Annotated in this window: 20 protein-coding genes; 8 read left to right on the forward strand and 12 right to left on the reverse strand. The window is 73.5% G+C overall.

Annotated features, from left to right (window positions below):
• Nucleotides 1-97 precede the first annotated feature (97 nt).
• From AB0F68_RS28580 to mug, 6 genes are all read left to right on the forward strand, one after another.
• Nucleotides 98-670: a helix-turn-helix domain-containing protein gene (locus AB0F68_RS28580; protein WP_357343791.1), complete on the forward strand. Its 573-nt coding sequence runs from the start codon at nt 98-100 to the stop codon at nt 668-670.
• Between the two features lie 101 nt (nt 671-771).
• Nucleotides 772-1,674, forward strand: coding sequence for a TIGR04222 domain-containing membrane protein (locus tag AB0F68_RS28585; protein ID WP_357343793.1), 903 nt, complete (start codon nt 772-774; stop codon nt 1,672-1,674).
• Complete coding sequence (locus tag AB0F68_RS28590) at nt 1,671-2,492, forward strand: DUF692 domain-containing protein (RefSeq protein ID WP_357343795.1); 822 nt, start codon at nt 1,671-1,673, stop codon at nt 2,490-2,492. The genes AB0F68_RS28585 and AB0F68_RS28590 overlap by 4 nt, the downstream gene beginning before the upstream one ends.
• Nucleotides 2,489-2,938 carry a hypothetical protein gene (locus AB0F68_RS28595; protein ID WP_357343797.1) on the forward strand — a complete coding sequence of 150 codons (450 nt, stop codon included), beginning with the start codon at nt 2,489-2,491 and terminating at the stop codon, nt 2,936-2,938. The genes AB0F68_RS28590 and AB0F68_RS28595 overlap by 4 nt, the downstream gene beginning before the upstream one ends.
• Nucleotides 2,939-2,980: 42 nt before the next feature.
• On the forward strand, nt 2,981-3,742 hold the full coding sequence (locus AB0F68_RS28600; protein WP_357343799.1) for an SDR family oxidoreductase: 762 nt from the start codon (nt 2,981-2,983) through the stop codon (nt 3,740-3,742).
• A gap of 10 nt (nt 3,743-3,752) precedes the next feature.
• Entirely contained in the window at nt 3,753-4,364 is a 612-nt protein-coding gene (gene mug / locus AB0F68_RS28605) for a G/U mismatch-specific DNA glycosylase (RefSeq protein ID WP_357343801.1), read from the forward strand.
• Here the strand turns inward: mug and AB0F68_RS28610 are convergent.
• From AB0F68_RS28610 to AB0F68_RS28620, 3 genes are all read right to left on the reverse strand, one after another.
• On the reverse strand, nt 4,361-6,343 hold the full coding sequence (locus AB0F68_RS28610; protein ID WP_357343862.1) for an ABC transporter ATP-binding protein: 1,983 nt from the start codon (nt 6,341-6,343) through the stop codon (nt 4,361-4,363). The two genes, mug and AB0F68_RS28610, sit on opposite strands and share 4 nt — an antisense overlap.
• A 114-nt stretch (nt 6,344-6,457) precedes the next feature.
• Nucleotides 6,458-7,225 (reverse strand): enoyl-CoA hydratase/isomerase family protein, encoded by a 768-nt coding sequence (locus tag AB0F68_RS28615; protein ID WP_357343803.1) that lies wholly within the window; start codon nt 7,223-7,225, stop codon nt 6,458-6,460.
• A gap of 46 nt (nt 7,226-7,271) precedes the next feature.
• Nucleotides 7,272-7,499, reverse strand: coding sequence for a helix-turn-helix domain-containing protein (locus tag AB0F68_RS28620; protein WP_007462679.1), 228 nt, complete (start codon nt 7,497-7,499; stop codon nt 7,272-7,274).
• 213 nt (nt 7,500-7,712) lie between these two features.
• Here AB0F68_RS28620 and AB0F68_RS28625 point away from each other — a divergent pair, with 213 nt between their 5' ends.
• Nucleotides 7,713-8,315 (forward strand): cadmium resistance transporter, encoded by a 603-nt coding sequence (locus AB0F68_RS28625; RefSeq protein WP_357343805.1) that lies wholly within the window; start codon nt 7,713-7,715, stop codon nt 8,313-8,315.
• Nucleotides 8,316-8,424: 109 nt separating this feature from the next.
• Here the strand turns inward: AB0F68_RS28625 and AB0F68_RS28630 are convergent, their stop codons facing one another.
• Nucleotides 8,425-10,032, reverse strand: a complete 1,608-nt coding sequence (locus AB0F68_RS28630) for an ABC-F family ATP-binding cassette domain-containing protein (RefSeq protein WP_357343807.1) — start codon at nt 10,030-10,032, stop codon at nt 8,425-8,427.
• A gap of 249 nt (nt 10,033-10,281) precedes the next feature.
• Here AB0F68_RS28630 and AB0F68_RS28635 point away from each other — a divergent pair, with 249 nt between their 5' ends.
• On the forward strand, nt 10,282-11,196 hold the full coding sequence (locus tag AB0F68_RS28635; protein WP_357343863.1) for a neutral zinc metallopeptidase: 915 nt from the start codon (nt 10,282-10,284) through the stop codon (nt 11,194-11,196).
• A 106-nt stretch (nt 11,197-11,302) separates the two neighbouring features.
• Here the strand turns inward: AB0F68_RS28635 and AB0F68_RS28640 are convergent, their stop codons facing one another.
• The 8 genes from AB0F68_RS28640 to sufD all read right to left on the reverse strand — a co-directional run bounded on the left by AB0F68_RS28640 (nt 11,303) and on the right by sufD (nt 17,650).
• Nucleotides 11,303-11,962 carry an acVLRF1 family peptidyl-tRNA hydrolase gene (locus AB0F68_RS28640; protein WP_357343809.1) on the reverse strand — a complete coding sequence of 220 codons (660 nt, stop codon included), beginning with the start codon at nt 11,960-11,962 and terminating at the stop codon, nt 11,303-11,305.
• A 164-nt stretch (nt 11,963-12,126) separates the two neighbouring features.
• On the reverse strand, nt 12,127-12,759 hold the full coding sequence (locus AB0F68_RS28645) for a LysE family transporter (protein WP_357343811.1): 633 nt from the start codon (nt 12,757-12,759) through the stop codon (nt 12,127-12,129).
• Between the two features lie 441 nt (nt 12,760-13,200).
• A complete protein-coding gene (locus AB0F68_RS28650; RefSeq protein ID WP_357343813.1) occupies nt 13,201-13,629 on the reverse strand; it encodes a metal-sulfur cluster assembly factor in 429 nt (142 codons plus the stop codon).
• On the reverse strand, nt 13,626-14,099 hold the full coding sequence (sufU, locus tag AB0F68_RS28655) for a Fe-S cluster assembly sulfur transfer protein SufU (protein ID WP_357343815.1): 474 nt from the start codon (nt 14,097-14,099) through the stop codon (nt 13,626-13,628). The genes AB0F68_RS28650 and sufU overlap by 4 nt, the downstream gene beginning before the upstream one ends.
• Nucleotides 14,099-15,403 carry a cysteine desulfurase gene (locus AB0F68_RS28660; protein WP_357343817.1) on the reverse strand — a complete coding sequence of 435 codons (1,305 nt, stop codon included), beginning with the start codon at nt 15,401-15,403 and terminating at the stop codon, nt 14,099-14,101. Before AB0F68_RS28660 ends, sufU begins: the two co-directional genes overlap by 1 nt.
• 5 nt (nt 15,404-15,408) lie before the next feature.
• A complete protein-coding gene (gene sufC, locus AB0F68_RS28665) occupies nt 15,409-16,182 on the reverse strand; it encodes a Fe-S cluster assembly ATPase SufC (RefSeq protein WP_357343819.1) in 774 nt (257 codons plus the stop codon).
• Nucleotides 16,182-16,508: a non-heme iron oxygenase ferredoxin subunit gene (locus AB0F68_RS28670; RefSeq protein ID WP_091320789.1), complete on the reverse strand. Its 327-nt coding sequence runs from the start codon at nt 16,506-16,508 to the stop codon at nt 16,182-16,184. Before AB0F68_RS28670 ends, sufC begins: the two co-directional genes overlap by 1 nt.
• Nucleotides 16,508-17,650 (reverse strand): Fe-S cluster assembly protein SufD, encoded by a 1,143-nt coding sequence (sufD, locus tag AB0F68_RS28675; RefSeq protein WP_357343821.1) that lies wholly within the window; start codon nt 17,648-17,650, stop codon nt 16,508-16,510. The genes AB0F68_RS28670 and sufD overlap by 1 nt, the downstream gene beginning before the upstream one ends.
• Nucleotides 17,651-17,701 lie beyond the last annotated feature (51 nt).

Below are 17,701 nucleotides of genomic sequence, written 5' to 3' on the forward strand. Positions count from 1 at the left end.
CCTAACCGGCGCGGCCCACTGTGCCGATCTTGCGAGACCGCATCTCAAGCCGTACGTACGGTTTGCATCAGCCGGGTCCGCCTGGAACGATCGTTCCGTGCCCAGAGTAAGTCAGGACCAGCTCGACGCGCGCCGACAGGAGATCCTCGGCGCCGCACGGGCGTGTTTCGCCCGGCACGGCTACGAGGGTGCCACCGTCCGCCGGCTGGAGGAGGCCACCGGGCTCTCCCGGGGCGCGATCTTCCACCACTTCCGGGACAAGGACTCCCTCTTCCTCGCGGTGGCCGAGGATGACGCCGCGGTCATGGTGGAGACCGTGGCCCGCAACGGCCTGGTCCAGGTGATGCGGGACCTGCTGTCCCGGGCGGTCTCCCCGGACACCACCGGCTGGCTCGGCAGCCAGCTCGAGGTCTCCCGGCGGCTGCGCACCGATCCGGCGTTCGCCAAGCGCTGGGCGGAACGCTCGGCGGCGATCGCCGAGGCCACCCGGGAGCGCCTGGTCCGCCAGCGCGAGGCCGGGGTGCTCCGCGACGACGTGCCGATCGACGTGCTGGCCCAGTTCCTGGAGCTGGCGTACGACGGGCTCGTGCTGCACCTGGCGATGGGCCGTCCCGCCGGTGACCTGGGCCGGGTGCTCGACCTGGTCGAGGAAGCCGTCCGCCGGCACTGACCGGCCCCGGTCTCGGTCCGGTAACTCGGCCTTCCGGGAAGATCCTCGCTGGCGGACCTGCTCCACAATGAGCCGCGACCCCCTCGCGACAGGAGCGGAGCATGACAGTCCTCGCGGGCGACACCTGGGGCATCCCCGGCCCCGTCTTCCTCCGCTGGTACCTCGTGGCGGCCGTCGTGCTGGTCGTCGCGACCCTGGCCCACCGGTGGCGCGCGCTGGCCGGCACTCCGGTGCACGACGATGGACCGCTCGGGCCGCAGCAGGCGGCGTACCTCAACGGAGGCGACCAGCTCGCCGTCTGGACCGCGCTCGGCGGGCTGCGCCGTGCCGGCGCGGTCGGCGTGCGCCCCGACCGGCGGCTCACCACCGGCGCCCCGCTCCCGGCCGGCGTCACCCCCCTCGACCAGGCGATCCACCACGCCGCGAGCCGGCGCCTGCGCTCCCGGGAGCTGGGCCAGGACGAGTGGGTCCGGCGCGCCCTCGACGAGCTGCGCGACGGCCTCGTCCGGCGGGGCCTGGCGCTGGACAAGGAGCGGCGGGCGGCACTGCGCCGCAGCGCGATGCTGATCGGCGCCCTGCTGGCGCTCGGCTTCGTCCGGGCCTTCGTCGGCATCTCGAACGGCCGCCCCGCCGGCTGGCTGATGCTCACCCTGGTGCCGCTCTTCATCGCGTTCCTGCTGCTCAACCGGGTGCCGTGGCGCACCCGGGCGGCCACCCGGGCGCTGCGCGAGCTGCGCCGCCAGCACACCTGGCTGCACCCCTCCGCCGCACCGGCGTACGCCACCTACGGTCCGTCCGACACGGCGATGGGCGTGGCGCTGTTCGGCACCGCCACCCTCTGGACCATGGACCCGGGCTTCGCCGAGCAGGCCGAGATCCAGCGCCACGCGATGGGGACGAGCGGCGGCTCGGGCAGCTCCTGCGGGGGCGGCAGCTCGTGCGGCGGGGGCAGCTCCTGCGGGGGTGGCGGCGGCTGCGGCGGCGGAGGCGGGTGCGGCGGATGACCGCCGGACCGTCCGGAGTGGGCATCGGATGGCGGCCGGAGATCGCCGGCTTCGTGGCCGGCCTGCCCGGGCTGCGCTTCGTCGAGGTGGTCGCGGAGACGGTCGCTCCGGCCGGGCCGCTCCCCGACGGGCTGGCCGAGCTGCGCGGGCGGGGCGTCACCGTCGTACCCCACGGGGTGAAGCTCTCCCTCGGCGGCGCGGAGCCGGTCGACCCGGCCCGGGTGGCGCACCTGGCCGGGGTGGCCGCGGCGCTGGACGCGCCGCTGGTCAGCGAGCACATCGCGTTCGTCCGGGCCGGCGGCCTGGAGGCCGGTCACCTGCTGCCGCTGCCGCGCAGCCGGGACGCGGTGGCCGCGGTGGTGGCCAACGTGCGGCGGGCGCAGGCGGAGCTGCCCGTGCCGCTGGCATTGGAGCCGATCGCCGCGCTCTTCGACTGGCCGGACGACGAGCTGGACGAGGCCGACTTCCTCACCGAGATCCTCGACGCCACCGGGGCGCTGCTGCTGCTCGACGTCGCCAACGTGCACGCCAACGCCCGCAACCGGGGCGGCGACCCGGCCGCCCTGCTGGACCGCCTGCCGCTGGACCGGATCGCCTACGTGCACGTGGCCGGTGGCGCCGAGCAGGGCGGCTTCTACCACGACACGCACACCGACCCGGTCCCCGCCGAGGTGCTCGGCCTGGTCCGCGAGCTGTGCGCGCGGCGCCGTCCCCCGGCGCTGCTGCTGGAACGCGACGGTCACTACCCACCCGCGGCCGAGCTGCGCGGCGAGCTGGACGCCCTCGCCGCCGCCTCCGGGCATCCGGTGGTCACGTGACCGGCGGGGACCTGGCCGCACGGCAGGCCGCGCTGGTCGCGGCGCTGGTGGCCGGCGGGCCGCTGCCGCCCGGTTTCGCCCCCACCCCGGTGGAGGCGGCGCGGCGGGCGCTGCTGCGCAAGCGGGCCGGCGACGTGGCCCGGCACTGGCCGCTGCTCGCCGCCGGCCTCGGCGACGCCTGGCCATCGACCTTCGCCGGCTGGGCGGCCGGCCGCCCCACCAACGGCTCGCTGCGCGACGGCTGGGACCTGGCCCGGGAGCTGCGCGACCGGGGCACGCTGCCGCCGCTCGGCGCGGAGGAGCTGGCCGCCCGCGAGGCGGCCACCCGCTACGACGGCCGCTCGGCTCCCCGGCCGCGTCGGCTGCCGGCCGTCGCCCGGGCCGGCGGCGCCGTCGCGGTCCAGCTCGCCGGCCGGGTACGCCTGCTCCGGCCGGCACCGCGCTGAGGCGGGTGGCAGGCGCCCTCCGGGTACGGCAGGATCGGCCCCATGGATCTCGGACTCGCCGATCGGGTGTACGTGCTGACCGGCGCCTCGGGCGGCCTCGGCTTCGCCACCGCCGAGCAGCTCGTCGCCGACGGCGCCCGCGTGGTGATCTCGTCCCGCGTCCCGGAGCGGGTGGCCGCCGCCGTCGAGGCCCTCGGCGGGCCGGAGCGGGCGATCGGGCTGACCGCCGACCTCACCGACCCGGGCACCCCGGAACGGCTCGTCGCAACGGCGCGCGAGGAGTTCGGCCGGCTCGACGGGGCGCTGATCTCGGTGGGCGGCCCGCCCCGGGGCACCGCCGCCCAGATCACCGACGAGCAGTGGCGGGAGTCGTTCGAGACGGTCTTCCTGGGCAGCGTCCGGGCCGCCCGCACGGTGGCCGCCGCGCTCACCGACGGGGGCGCCATCGGGCTGGTGCTGTCCACCTCGGTGCGTGGCCCGCTGCCCGGTCTCGGCATCTCCAACGGCCTGCGCCCCGGCCTGGCCGGGGTGGCCAAGGACCTGGCCGACGAATACGGTCCGCGCGGCGTACGGGTGGTCAGCCTGCTGCCGGGGCGGATCATGACCGACCGCAACCGCGAGCTCCTGGCCGCGAGCGGCGACGCCGAACGCGCCCGCGCCGAGGCGGAGGCGTCGATCCCGCTGGGCCGGATCGGCGACCCCGCCGAGTTCGGCCGGGTGGCCGCCTTCCTGCTCTCCCCCGCCGCCGGCTACGTCACCGGGGTGACCGTGCCGGTCGACGGCGGCGCGCTGCGCGGCCTGTGACGGCGCCCCGATGAGCGACCGACGCCGCCCCTCCGGCGGCCGGCCCGACCCCGCGCCCGGGTCGCCGGCCCGGCGCTACCCGCGCCCCAGCCGGGAGCAGCTCGCGGCGGCCGCCGACCGCCTCCTCCCGGACGTGATCGCGCCCGGGCTGGACGTGCTCTTCGTCGGGATCAACCCGGGCCTGTGGTCGGCGGCCACCGGCTGGCACTTCGCCCGCCCGGGCAACCGGTTCTGGCCGGCGCTGCACCGGGGCGGCTTCACCCCGCGCCAGTTGCACCCCAGCGAGCAGGACGAGCTGCCCGGCCTCGGGCTGGGCATCACCAACATGGTCGCCCGGGCCAGCGCCCGCGCCGACGAGCTGACCGCCGAGGAACTGGTCGAAGGCGCGCGGGAGCTGACCGCCAAGGTGGCGCGGTACCGGCCGCGCTGGGTGGCGGTGGTCGGGGTCACCGCGTACCGGATCGGGTTCGCCCGGCCGAAGGCCGGCTTCGGGCCGCAGCCGGAACCGCTCGCGGCGGCCCGGCTCTGGGTGCTGCCCAACCCGAGCGGGCTCAACGCGCACTTCACCCCGGAGACGCTCGGCGCGGCCTTCGGCGAGCTGCGCGCCGCGGTCGCCGGCTAGTTGGCGGCGGCCGGCGGCAGCGCCTCCTGTGCCACGTAGGTGCCGACCGGCACCGTGGTGACCACCGGCTCCGGCTGCTCCGGCTGGGCGTACGCCGCCGGCGAGTCGGTGACCGCGAACTGCGTGCGGTAGAGCTCGGCGTAGAGGCCGCCGACGGCGACCAGCTCGTCGTGCCGGCCGCGCTCGACGATCCGCCCCTCGTCGAGGACGAGGATCTGGTCGGCGTCGCGGACGGTGGAGAGCCGGTGCGCGATCACCAGCGCGGTACGCCCGGTCAGCGCCACCGACAGCGCCCGCTGCACCGCCGCCTCGCTCTCCGAGTCGAGGTGTGCGGTGGCCTCGTCGAGGATCACGATCGACGGGGCCTTGAGCAGCAGTCGGGCGATGGCGATGCGCTGCTTCTCACCGCCGGAGAAGCGGTAGCCGCGCTCGCCGACCGTGGTGTCGAGCCCGTCGGGCAGGGCGCGGACCAGGTCGGCGACCTGTGCGCCGGCCAGCGCGGCCCAGATCTCGTCGTCGGTGGCGTCCGGCTTGGCGTAGCGCAGGTTCTCGCGGACGGTCTCGTGGAACAGGTGCGAATCCTGGGTGACCACGCCGATCTCGTCGCGCAGCGAGGCGAGCGTGGCGTCCCGGACGTCGACCCCGCCGACCAGCACCTGGCCGTCGGTCACGTCGTAGATCCGGGAGATCAGCATCGAGAGGGTGGACTTGCCGGCGCCGGAGGGGCCGACAAGGGCCACCATCTGCCCCGGCTCGACGGCGAACGAGACGCCCTTGAGCACCGGCTCGTTGACCGTCCGGTCGAGGGCGGCGACCTCCTCCAGGGAGGCCAGCGAGACGTCGGCGGCGCTGGGGTAGCGGAACCGCACGTCGCGGAACTCCACCCGGCCGTTGCCCCGGGGCACCGGCACGGCGTCGGGCTTCTCCTCGATGCCGGGGCGCAGGTCGAGCACCTCGAAGACCCGGTCGAAGGAGACCAGCGCGCTCATCACGTCGACCCGGACGTTGGAGAGCGCGGTGAGCGGGCCGTAGAGGCGGGTGAGCAGCAGCGCCAGCTTGACCACGGTGCCGGCGCTGACCGCGCCGGCGACGGCCAGCCAGCCGCCGAGCCCGTAGGTGAGCGCCTGGGCGAGGGAGGCGACTAGCAGCATCGCCACGAAGAAGGTGCGCGAGTACATGGCCGACTGGATGCCGATGTCGCGGACCCGCTCGGCCCGGCCGGCGAACCGGGCCGCCTCCACCTCGGGCGAGCCGAAGAGCTTGACCAGCAGGGCGCCCGCGACGCCGAACCGCTCGGTCATCGTCGCGTTCATCTTGGCGTCGAGGTTGTAGGACTCGCGGGTGATCTCGGCGAGCCGCCGGCCGACCCGGCGGGCCGGGATGATGAAGATCGGCAGCAGCACGAGCGCCAATGCGGTGATCTGCCAGGACAGGACGAGCATCGCCCCGGCGGTGAGCACGAGCTGGATGACGTTGCTGACCACCCCGGACAGCGTCGAGGTGAACGCCCGCTGGGCGCCCAGCACGTCGTTGTTGAGCCGGCTGACCAGCGCGCCGGTCTGGGTCCGGGTGAAGAACTGCAGCGGCATCCGCTGGACGTGGTCGTAGACCCGGGTGCGCAGGTCGAGGATGATGCCCTCGCCGATCCGGGCCGAATACCACCGCTGGGCCAGCGAGAAGAGCGCGTCGGCGACGGCCAGCACGGCGATGATCAGGGCGAGCCGGACCACGGTGGTGCCCGCGTCGGAGCCACCACCGGCGATCGCGTCGATGACGTCACCCGCGAGCAGCGGGGTGGCCACCCCGATCACCGCGGCGATCACGACGGTGATCAGGAAGACGATGATGTCGCGCCGGTAGGGCTGGGCGAACGCGACGATCCGCTTGGCGGTGCCGCGCTTGAGCTGGTGGGTGGAGATCTCGTCGCGGCTGCGCATCGACCGGAGCATGCTCCAGCCGCCCATGCCGCCACCGGCCATCGGGTTGGACACTCGTCACCTCCGGGTCGTCGGCAGCCGTGGACCGTCGGGATCAATTCTCCCGACGACTACGACAACCTCGCGAGTAACCCGGATCTTCCCGAACGGTCCTTACTATTCGCCCCGCCCGGCCAGGTCGCGGATCCGCCGGGTCTGCGCCTCCCGCTCGGCCCGCTGCTGCTCGGCGTGGGTGCGCCCGCCCGCGCCGGCGAGCAGCGCCTTGATCTCCACGATCGCGTCGCGGTTGTTGGCCAGCAGGCCCGCGGTCAGGTCGCGCACGGCGCCGTCCAGCTCCGCGGGCGGCACGACGAGGGTGGCCAGGCCGATCCGGTCCGCCTCGGCGGTGTCCATCCGGCGGCCCGTGGCGCAGATCTCCAGCGCGCGGGAGTAGCCGACCAGCTCGGCGAGGCGCTTGGTGCCGGCCAGGTCGGGAACCAGGCCGAGGGTCACCTCGGCCATGGAGAGCTTGGCGTCCTCGGCGAGCACCCGCAGGTCGCAGGCGAGGGCGAGTTGGAAGCCGGCGCCGATCGCGTGGCCCTGCACGGCGGCGATCGAGATGACGTCCGGCCGGTGCAGCCAGGTGAAGCCACCCTGGTATTCGGCGATCCGGTCGGCGCACTCCTGCTCGGGCAGGGTGGAGAGCTCGGCGAAGGACCCCGGGCCGGACGAGCCGGCGACCGAGAGGTCGAGGCCGGCGGAGAAGGCCCGCCCCTCGCCGCGCACCACGACGACGCGGACGTCGCCGGGCAGATCCCGGGAGAAGTCGCTCATCGCGCGCCACATGGCCGGGGTCTGGGCGTTGAGCACGTCGGGCCGGCACAACGTCACCGTCGCGACCGGCCCGTCGCAGTCGAGTCGTACTCCGGCCGTCTCGGCGGTCACCGGACCACCCGGAGCACAGCGCTGATGGACGACGCTGGGGGGCGGGTCACGCCTTCTTGCGGCGCCGGGCGCCGCCACGCTGCCGCAGCTGCACCCCGGACTCGGTGAGCACCCGGTGGATGAATCCGTAGGACCGGCCGGTCGAGGCCGCGAGCGCACGGATGCTCTCACCCGAGGTGTACCGCTTTACCAGGTCCTTGGCGAGCGTCTGGCGCTCGGCCCCGACGATCCGGCGACCCTTCTCAGTGCTGGTGGCTGTGCCGGTGGCTGCCATGCTGATTCCTCACGTCCCAGACTGTGCGGTTCGGATACGGTCCCACCTATTAGACCGCCTCGGACGATCATGCGCCAGATATCAACTATTCGCCAACCGACACGCTATGCAATGTCAGCTTCCCGATAGAGTGATCCTTCTGACCGGTCACTCCGCACCGGCCGGCTGGATCATGAAGGGCCGCCCGGCCGGCCGACCCGTACGCTGCCTCGGGTGATCGATCTGCTCGCCGCGGTGGCCGCCGCAGCCGGGGTGTTCGCCGCGACCAACCTCGACGACATCGTCGTGCTGACCGTGTTCTTCGTGGCGGCCCGCGGCACCGGCCGGCCCCGCCCCTGGCAGATCGTCGCCGGTCAGTACGCGGGCATCGGCGGGCTGGTCGCGGTCGCCGTGGTGGTCGCCGCCGGGCTGCTGGTGGTGCCCGACCCGTGGACCGGCCTGCTCGGGTTGCTGCCGATCGCGCTGGGCGTCCGCGCCCTGCTGGCCCGCGGCGACGACGACGAGCCGCCGGCCGTGGTCGGCAGCCTGCTCGGCGTGGCCGGGGTGACCGTGGCCAACGGCGCCGACAACATCGCCGTCTACGTGCCGGTGTTCCGTTCGCTCGACCCGGCCACCGGCCTGGTCTGGCTGCTGGTCTTCGCCGCCCTGGTGGCCGTCTGGTGCGCGGTCGCCGCCCTGCTCGGCAGCCACCCCCGGGTGGTCTCCCTGGTCGGCCGCACCGGCCACTGGCTGGTCCCGGCCGTGTTCATCGTGCTCGGCGTGGTCATCCTGACCACCTCCGGCGTCCTCCCCCACCTGACCACCGCCCTGCGCTGACGACCCGCCCACCGTCGATCATGAGGTTGACGGCGACGTGGATCTCCGGAAGTGCCGCCAACCTCATGATCGACGCGGGGCCGGGCGCGAGTGGCGCGGACCCGGGTGGTCAGGCCAGTTCGACGAGTTCCAGGAGGTCGTCGGACCAGGCGTCCTCGTCTCCGTCGGGGAGGAGGATGGCGCGGTCGGGCTTGAGGGCCAGGACGGCGCCCGGGTCGTGGGTGACCAGCACGATGGCGCCGGGGTAACGGGCGATCGCGTCGAGCACCTGCTCGCGGCTGACCGGGTCGAGGTTGTTCGTCGGCTCGTCCAGCAGCAGCACGTTGGCGCCGGAACAGACCAGGGTGGCCAGGGCCAGCCGGGTCTTCTCACCGCCGGAGAGCACCCCGGCCGGCTTGTCCACGTCCTCGCCGGAGAAGAGGAACGCGCCGAGGATCTTGCGCAGGTCGGTGTCGGTCTGGTCCGCCGCCGCGCTGCGCATGTGCTCCAGGATGGTCCGCTCCACGTCCAGCGTCTCGTGCTCCTGGGCGTAGTAGCCGAGCCGCAGCCCGTGCCCGGGGCGCACCTCGCCGGTGTCCGGTTCGAGCAGGCCGCCGAGCATCCGCAGCAGGGTGGTCTTGCCGGCGCCGTTGAGGCCCAGGATGGCCACCCGCGAGCCGCGGTCCACCGCCACGTCGACGTCCGTGAAGATCTCCAACGACCCGTACGACTTGGACAGGCCGGAGGCGGTGAGCGGGGTCTTTCCGCACGGCGCCGGGGTGGGGAAACGCACCTTCGCCACCTTGTCGGCGACCCGGACGTCCTCCAGGCCGGAGAGCAGCTTCTCCGCCCGGCGGGCCATGTTCTGCGCGGCGACGGTCTTGGTGGCCTTGGCCCGCATCTTGTCCGCCTGGGCCATCAGCGCGCCGGCCTTCTTCTCGGCGTTGGCCCGCTCCCGGCGGCGACGCCGCTCGTCGGTCTCCCGCGCCTCCAGGTACGCCTTCCAGCCCAGGTTGTAGACGTCGACCACCGAGCGGGTGGCGTCCAGGAACCAGACCTTGTTGACCACCGCCTCCAGCAGGGACGCGTCGTGGGAGATCACGATCAGGCCGCCCTTGTGGTTGGCGAGGAAGGCGCGCAGCCAGGTGATCGAGTCGGCGTCGAGGTGGTTGGTCGGCTCGTCGAGCAGCAGGATGCCGCCGCCGTTCTCGCCGGCGTCACGGAACAGGATCCGGGCCAGCTCGATGCGGCGGCGCTGGCCACCGGAAAGGGTGCCGATGGTCTGCGCCAGGGCCCGGTCGGGCAGGCCGAGGTTAGCGCAGATCCGGGCCGCCTCGGCCTCGGCCGCGTAGCCGCCGAGGGAGGCGAACTGGTCCTCCAGCGCGCCGTAGCGGCGGACCAGCCTCTCGTCGTCGGCGCCCTCGGCGAGCTTCTCCTCCAGCTCCTTCATCTGCGCCATGAGCACGTCCAGCCCGCGGGCGGAGAGCACCCGGTCCCGCCCGGTGACCTCCAGGTCGCCGGTCCGCGGGTCCTGCGGCAGGTAGCCGATCGCGCTGCGCCGGTCGATCTGCCCGGCGTACGGCTGCCCCTCCCCGGCCAGCACCTTGAGGGTGGTGGTCTTGCCGGCGCCGTTGCGGCCGACCAGGCCGATCCGGTCACCCGGCTGCACCCGCAGCGTGGTGTCGGACAGCAGGATCCGGGAACCGGCGCGCAGTTCCAGGCCGGTGGCAGTGATCATCTCGGGGTACTCGCTCTCGGGGTTCGGCGAAGGGCTGATTCAAGGCACGCGAAAGCGCCGGCGGGTCATCAGTTCCCGTCGGCGCGGGGCCGTTCAGCCTTCGCAGCGCAGCACGAGCCAAGTGTACCGGGCCGCCCCCGGCGGGCCCGCCGGATTACCGCGCAAGATCATCGGGTACCGAAAACTCCGTCCGGACCCGGTCCGGTACCGCAACCACCACATACGGACTAATCGGTGATCGGGGTCAACATGGAGCTGAACGAGAACGCGCGGGTCGACACCAGCCAGGTGGAGGATCGGCGAGGGTCCGGCGGAGGCGGCGGGATGGGCATTCCGATCCCGATCGGCGGCGGTCGGGGCGGGATCGTGGGCATCATCATCGCCGTCCTGGTCGCCCTGGTGGGCGGCGGCTTCGGGCTGAACGCGGCCACCAACGGCGGCGGCTCCGAGCAGGGCGACAACACCTCGCTGGAGCAGAAGTGCTCGGCGCAGGACGCGCTGCAGCAGCTCGACTGCCGCAACACCCTCTACGTCAACTCGATCCAGGCCTACTGGCGTACCGCCATGCCGGAGGTCTTCGGCGAGCAGTACCGCCCGTCGAAGACCGTGTTCTTCAGCCAGAACGTCAGCACCGGCTGCGGCGCGGCCGACTCCGGGGTCGGCCCGTTCTACTGCCCCGCCGACGACCTGGTCTACATCGATCTGACCTTCTACCGCCTGCTCGCCGACCAGCTCGGCGCGCAGGGCGAGTTCGCCCAGCCGTACGTGCTGGCCCACGAGTACGGGCACCACGTGCAGGACCTGCTCGGCACCGAGGCGCAGATGCGCCGCCAGCAGCAGCGCGACCCGCAGAACGCCAACACGCTCTCGGTGAAGCTGGAGCTCCAGGCCGACTGCTACGCCGGCGCCTGGGCCAAAAACGCCACCGGCACCGCCGACGAGCAGGGTCAGAAGATCTTCAAGAGCATCACCGACCAGGACATCCAGCAGGCGATCGACACCGCCGAGAAGATCGGCGACGACGCGATCCAGCAGCGCTCCGGCCGGCCGGTGAACCCGGACGAGTTCACCCACGGCACCTCCGAGCAGCGCAAGCAGTGGTTCACCAAGGGCTTCTCCACCGGCGACCCGAAGGCCTGCGACACCTTCGGCGGCAGCCTGTAACGCCCGACCGCAAACCCGGACCCCGGCGACCACCCCGGCGCCGGGGTCCCGTCGTGTCCGAACGGCACGCGGGGCGGCCCCGGCGGCTTCACCTCACCGAATGACGTCAGGCGCCGTCGGGCGCCGGGTCGCGGATCAGAATCCGCACCGCGCGGGCGGCGGCCACCGCGCCGACCAGCACCGTGTGTCGGGGCTCGGGCACGTCGAGCAGCCGCTCCGCGCGCAGGGCGGCGAGCGGGGCCAGCCGCCGGTCGGCCAGCACCGTGTCCACGGCCCTCCGGTCGCCACCGCAGACCAGCGCCGCGAGGGTCGCCGCCTCCGGCAACAGCAGGCGTACGGCCAGCTCGGCCGCGTCGCCCAGGGCCGCCTTCGCCTGGTTGTCCCGCCGCCGGGCGAACCGCTGCTGGGACCAGCCGCCGGCGGCGGTGCGCCCCTGCACGTACCGGGTGTCCACCTTGGAGACGACCAGGTCGGAGCCGTCGGCGACACCGACCGCCACCGCGCCCTTGCGGGCCAGCAGCAGGCCGAGCCGTCGGGGCGCGCCGGCCGCGGCCACGAACCCGGGCACGTCGGCGGAGGCCGGGGCGCCGGGCGGGGTGTGCAGCTCGGCGGTGGCGCCGTCCGGGGCGGTGAGCAGCAGGCCGTACCCCTCGACGATGGCGGTGGGCGGGCCGTGCCGGTCGGCGAAGCCCTCGACCCAGCGAGCGACGCGGGCCGGGTCGACCTCGACCCACCGGCCGCCCCCGGCTGCGGGTCGGCTGGTCACCGCCCGACCGTACGACATGGCGGGGCCGGCCGGCCCGCCGGGCGACGGTCGAGCGGCCGTCGGGGCCGCCGGGCGACGGTCAGGCAGCGGTCGGGAGGCCGCCGGGCGACGGTCGGGCGGCGGTCGGGCGGCGGTCGACTACCGTCGGGCCGGATGGGCGACGATCAGTCGGGCAGAAGGGTGGCGATCGCCAGGGTGGCGATCAGGGCGCTGGAGACCAGGCCGGTGACCAGGCGGCCGCGCGGCCCGGCGAGGGCGCGGCCGACCATGGTGCCGCCACCGGCGACGACCAGTTGCCAGCTCGCCGAGGCCAGGAACGCGCCGGCCACGAAGAGCGCGGCCGTGGCGCCGTCCGGATCGGCGGTGTCCTGGCGGCCGAGCACCAACGCGGCGAAGTAGAGCACCGTCGCCGGGTTCAACAGGGTCAGGCCGAGCAGCGCCGCGTACGCCCGGCCGGGCGTGTTCAGACCGCGCCCCACCGGCGCCTCCGCCACCTCCCGGGTCCGTCGGGCGGACCAGGTCCGCCACAGCCCGTGACCGGCGAGTCCGAGCAGGACCAGCGCGGCGACCACCCGCAACGGACCGGCGACCGGCGCGATCAGCCCGGCCAGGCCGGCACCGCCCAGCGCGGCGACCGCCGCGTAGAGCCCGTCGGCGGTGGCCACGGCGAGCGCCGCGGCCGCGCCGACCCGGAAGCCGGTACGGGCGCTGAGCCCGAGTATGAGGATCGCGATCGCGCCGACGGGAACGGCGACGCCGTAGCCGGCCACCAGACCGGCAAGGAACGCCCCGGTCACGACGGTGGGCGGCGGGTCGAGGCGGCCAGCGGCACGGTGCGCTGTCGACGCGCGGCGGTGGCCGCACGGACAGGAACCTGCTTCGGGTACGCCTCGATCACCGGCCCATCGTGCCCGCCCCTCCCCCACCCCGCCACCCAATTCCGCACCCGACGCGCCACCTCGCCGAGCTGGCGGTATCCGGTGCCCGTCGACACCGCCACACCGGCGCGCTGGAGTCGATCAGCCGGGTGGAGCGGTAGCCCGTCGGAGATCTTGGACGGAAACGGCCCCTACAGGGGCCGATTCCTACCAAGATCTGCTGGGTGTTCGGGGGTGTGGCGGGGAGGTGGCGGGGGGCCGGGACGGGGGGGGGGGGGGGGGGCCGGGGGGGGGGGGGGCGGGCGGGGCGGCCGCCCCCCCGGGGGGGGGGGCCCCCCCCTCGACGGGGACCGGGAACGGTCAGACGTTGAAGCCGAGGGAGCGGAGCTGGTCCCGGCCCTCGTCGGTGATCTTGTCGGGGCCCCACGGCGGCAGCCAGACCCAGTTGATCCGGATGTCGTTCACCAGGCCGCCGCCCGGGCCGGTGGTCAGCGCCTGCCGGGCCTGGTCCTCGATGACGTCGGTGAGCGGGCAGGCCGCCGAGGTCAGCGTCATGTCCAGGGTGGCCACGTTCTGATCGTCGACGTGGATGCCGTACACGAGGCCGAGGTCGACCACGTTGATGCCCAGCTCGGGGTCGACGACGTCCTTCATCGCCTCCTCGATGTCGTCGATGGCCGGCTTGCCGGCCGCCGCGGCGCCGTTGGCCGGAGCCGCACCGGCCGGGGCCGCGCCGTCGGTCGCCACCGCGCCGGTCTCCGGCGTCGAGGCGGTCTCTTCGCTGCTCATGCCTTCACCTCCGGGCTCACGCCCACCCCGGCGCGTGCCGCGGCGTCCTTGAACGCCATCCACGACAGCAGCGCACACTTCACCCGGGCCGGGTAGCGCGCGACACCCGCGAACGCCACCCCGTCTCCGAGTACCTCCTCGTCCGGCGTGACCTGGCCACGTCCGGACATCAACTCGACGAACGCCTCGTGCACCACGGCGGCGTCGTCGGCGGCCCGGCCGCGCAGCAGCTCGTGCAGCACGCTGGCCGACGCCTGGCTGATCGAGCAGCCCATCCCGTCGTACGAGATGTCGGTGAACACCTTGCCGTCGGTCGCCACCCGCACGGTGATCTCGTCGCCGCAGGTCGGGTTGACGTGGTGCGCCTCGCCGACCGCGGCGGCCCGGTCCGTCGCGTCCCGCAGGCCGCGGCCGTGCGGGTGCTTGTAGTGGTCCAGGATGATCTCCTGGTAGAGCTGGTCGAGCTGCATCAGTCGAACACCTTCCGCACCTGCTCGAGACCGGCCACCAGCGCGTCGATCTCCTCGGTCGTGGTGTACAGGTAGAACGACGCCCGGGTCATGGCCGGCACGCCGAACCGGGTGCACACCGGCTTGGCGCAGTGATGCCCCACCCGGACCTGCACGCCGAGCGAGTCGAGCACCTGCCCGACGTCGTGCGGGTGCACGTCGCCGAGCGCGAAGGAGATCGTCCCGCCCCGGCCGACCGGCACGTTCGGGCCGAAGACGCGCAGCCCCGGCACGGTGGCGAGGGCGTCCAGCGCGTACGCCGTCAGCTCCTTCTCGTGCCACTGGATGGCCCGCATCCCGATCCCGGTGAGGTAGTCGACCGCCGCGCCGAGCGCGACCGCCTCGGCGATCGGCGGGGTGCCGGCCTCGAACCGGGCCGGCGGCGCGGCGAACGTGGAGCGCGCCATCGTCACGGTCTCGATCATCGAGCCGCCGCCGAACACCGGCGGCATCGCGGCGAGCAGTTCGCCCCGGCCCCAGAGCACGCCGATGCCGGTCGGGCCGCACATCTTGTGTCCGGTGAAGACGATGAAGTCGGCGTCGTAGTCGACCACGTCCATCGGCAGGTGCGGCACCGACTGCGAGCAGTCGAGCAGCAGCAGCGCGCCCACCTCGCGGACCCGCTGGGTGATCCGCGAGGTGGCGTTGACCGTGCCGAGGATGTTGGACATGTGCACCAGCGAGACGATCTTCGTCCGCTCGGTGACCAGGTCGTCCAGCCCGGACTCGTCGAGCCGCCCGTGGTCGGTGACCGGGAACCAGCGCAGGGTCGCGCCGGTCCGCTCCGCGAGGAGCTGCCACGGGACGATGTTCGAGTGGTGCTCCATCTCGGAGATGACGATCTCGTCACCGGGCCCGATCCGGAACCTCGGGTCGGCGTCCGGCCGCAGCGAGGCGTTGGAGAAGGCGTACGCCACCAGGTTGATGGCCTCGGTGGAGTTCTTGGTGAAGACCACCTCGTCCGCGCTGGGCGCGTTGATGAACGCGGCGATCTTCGCCCGGGCCTCCTCGTACGCCTCGGTCGCCTCGGTGCCCAGCGTGTGCACCGAGCGCGAGACGTTGGCGTTGTGCCGCGCGTAGTGCTCGGCGAGCACGTCGAGCACCTGCCGCGGCTTGTGCGAGGTGTTGGCGCTGTCGAGGTAGACCAGCGGGTGCCCGTTGACCTCCCGGTCCAGGATCGGGAAGTCGGCCCGCACCCGCGCCACGTCGAAGCGGGGCACGTCGTCGTACTGCGGCATGCCCGACGGGATCGCGATGGAGGTCATCGTGCTCAGGCCCGCGCCGAACCGGCCCCGGCGACGTACCGCTCGTAGCCCTCTTCCTCGAGCTTGTCGGCCAGCTCCGGGCCGCCCTGCTCGACGATCCGGCCGGCCACGAAGACGTGCACGAAGTCGGGCTTGATGTAGCGCAGGATCCGCGTGTAGTGGGTGATCAGCAGCAGGCCGGTGTCGCCGGTGTCGCGCACCCGGTTGACGCCCTCGCTAACCACGCGCAGCGCGTCCACGTCGAGGCCGGAGTCGGTCTCGTCGAGGATGGCGATCCGCGGCTTGAGCAGCTCCAGCTGCATGATCTCGTGCCGCTTCTTCTCACCGCCGGAGAAGCCCTCGTTGACGTTGCGCTGGGCGAACGCCGGGTCCATCTGGAGCTTCTCCATGGCGCCGCGCAGCTCGCCGGCCCAGGTGCGCAGCTTCGGCGCCTCGCCGTCGATCGCGGTCTTGGCGGTACGCAGGAAGTTGGCCACCGAGACGCCGGGGACCTCGACCGGGTACTGCATGGCCAGGAAGAGGCCGGCGCGGGCCCGCTCGTCGACGGACATGGCCAGCACGTCCTCGCCGTCGAGGGTCACCGAGCCGCCGGTGATCTCGTACTTCGGGTGGCCGGCGATCGAGTACGCCAGGGTCGACTTGCCGGAGCCGTTCGGGCCCATGATCGCGTGGGTCTGACCCGAACTGACCGCCAGGTCTACCCCATGCAGGATCGGCTTGAGCTCACCCTCGGGCAGCTTGACCGACACCTTCAGGTCGCGGATCTCCAGGGTGCTCATTATCGGGTCACTCCATTGCTCGGCGTCAGGCTGACGTAGATGTCGCCGTCGCGGACTTCGACGGGATAGACGGGAACGGGTTCGGTCGCGGGCAGCCCGGTGGGCTCGCCGGTCCGTAGGTCGAAACGGGATCCGTGCAGCCAACATTCCAGCGTGCACCCGTCGACCTCGCCCTCGGAGAGGGCCACGGCGGCGTGCGAGCACTCGTCGTACACGGCGTAGAAGTTGTCGTCCTCGCCGTGCACGACGGCGATCTGCGTGCCGTCAACGTCGGCGCTGATCGCGGTGCCCTTGGGCACGTCCTCGGTCGAGCAGATCTTGATCATCAGGCGCCGGCCTTGGCGAGGCGGGCCTCGATCGCGTCGCCGAGCCGCTCGCGCAGCTCCTCGACCGGGATCTTGTTGATCAGCTCGGCGAAGAAGCCGCGGACCACCAGGCGGCGGGCCTCGCCCTCGGGGATGCCGCGGGCCATCAGGTAGAAGAGCTGCTCGTCGTCGAAGCGGCCGGTCGCGCTGGCGTGCCCGGCGCCGGCGATCTCGCCGGTCTCGATCTCCAGGTTGGGCACCGAGTCCGCCCGGGCGCCGTCGGTGAGCAGCAGGTTCCGGTTGATCTCGTAGGTGTCGGTGCCGGTCGCCTCGGCCCGGATCAGCACGTCACCGACCCAGACGGTGTGCGCGCTCTCGCCCTGCAGGGCGCCCCGGTAGCCGACGTAGCTGCGGCAGTCCGGCACGGTGTGGTCGACCAGCTGCCGGTGCTCCAGGTGCTGGCCGGAGTCGGCGAAGTAGACGCCGTAGAGTTCGGCCTCGCCGCCGCGCTGGGTGTAGTCCACCGAGGTGTACTGCCGGACCAGGTCGCCGCCGAGGCTCACCTGGACGTGCACGACCTTGGCGTCGCGGCCCAGCTTCACCCTGAGGTGCTGCGCGTGCACCGCGTCGTCGGCCCAGTCGGCGACGGTGACCAGGGTGAGCTTGGCGCCGTCGGCCACGGCCACCTCGACGTTGTCGGCCAGGGTGGCGGACCCGACGTGCTCCAGCACCAGGGTCACCTCGGCGAACCGGCCCACCTCGACGAAGGTGTGGCCGAGGGCGAGCGCGTCGGCGCCCCCGCCGACCACCCGCAGGCTCACCGGCGCCTCGACCACGGCGTCCCGGGCGACCTGCACCAGCAGCGCCCCGTCGGCCCCGCCGTACGCCAGCGCGCTGACCCGGTCGAACGGGGTGAGCACGCTGCCCACCCGCGGGTCGTCCCTGCCGATGCGGCCGACGGTGACGCCCTCGGGCAGGTCGCCGTGCTCGTGGCGGACCGTGCCGGTGGCGGCCTGCGCCTCACCGGCCAGGCCGCGCAGGCGCTTGAGCGGGGTGAAGCGCCACTCCTCCTCCAGGCCGGTGAGGGCCGGGAAGTCGGCGACGTCGTACGAGCGGAGCGCCTGCGACTTGGTCGCGGGCGGCGCGGAAGCCTGGGTAGTCATCTCTTCCTTGGTCTGTTCTGCGACGACGGTGTCATTGATCGGAGGGTGGGT

The organism is Micromonospora sp. NPDC023966 (assembly GCF_040639095.1).
Classification (GTDB): Bacteria; Actinomycetota; Actinomycetes; order Mycobacteriales; family Micromonosporaceae; genus Micromonospora.

What these genes read in the sequence shown, in the direction of transcription:
- AB0F68_RS28585 (WP_357343793.1), top strand. Translation starts at nt 772, where the DNA reads ATGACAGTCCTCGCGGGCGACACCTGGGGCATCCCCGGCCCCGTCTTC.
- AB0F68_RS28590 (WP_357343795.1), top strand. Translation starts at nt 1,671, where the DNA reads ATGACCGCCGGACCGTCCGGAGTGGGCATCGGATGGCGGCCGGAGATC.
- AB0F68_RS28600 (WP_357343799.1), top strand. Translation starts at nt 2,981, where the DNA reads ATGGATCTCGGACTCGCCGATCGGGTGTACGTGCTGACCGGCGCCTCG.
- mug (WP_357343801.1), top strand. Translation starts at nt 3,753, where the DNA reads ATGAGCGACCGACGCCGCCCCTCCGGCGGCCGGCCCGACCCCGCGCCC.
- AB0F68_RS28610 (WP_357343862.1), bottom strand. Translation starts at nt 6,343, where the DNA reads ATGGCCGGTGGCGGCATGGGCGGCTGGAGCATGCTCCGGTCGATGCGC.
- AB0F68_RS28620 (WP_007462679.1), bottom strand. Translation starts at nt 7,499, where the DNA reads ATGGCAGCCACCGGCACAGCCACCAGCACTGAGAAGGGTCGCCGGATC.
- AB0F68_RS28630 (WP_357343807.1), bottom strand. Translation starts at nt 10,032, where the DNA reads ATGATCACTGCCACCGGCCTGGAACTGCGCGCCGGTTCCCGGATCCTG.
- AB0F68_RS28635 (WP_357343863.1), top strand. Translation starts at nt 10,282, where the DNA reads ATGGAGCTGAACGAGAACGCGCGGGTCGACACCAGCCAGGTGGAGGAT.
- AB0F68_RS28650 (WP_357343813.1), bottom strand. Translation starts at nt 13,629, where the DNA reads ATGAGCAGCGAAGAGACCGCCTCGACGCCGGAGACCGGCGCGGTGGCG.
- sufU (WP_357343815.1), bottom strand. Translation starts at nt 14,099, where the DNA reads ATGCAGCTCGACCAGCTCTACCAGGAGATCATCCTGGACCACTACAAG.
- AB0F68_RS28660 (WP_357343817.1), bottom strand. Translation starts at nt 15,403, where the DNA reads ATGACCTCCATCGCGATCCCGTCGGGCATGCCGCAGTACGACGACGTG.
- sufC (WP_357343819.1), bottom strand. Translation starts at nt 16,182, where the DNA reads ATGAGCACCCTGGAGATCCGCGACCTGAAGGTGTCGGTCAAGCTGCCC.
- AB0F68_RS28670 (WP_091320789.1), bottom strand. Translation starts at nt 16,508, where the DNA reads ATGATCAAGATCTGCTCGACCGAGGACGTGCCCAAGGGCACCGCGATC.
- sufD (WP_357343821.1), bottom strand. Translation starts at nt 17,650, where the DNA reads ATGACTACCCAGGCTTCCGCGCCGCCCGCGACCAAGTCGCAGGCGCTC.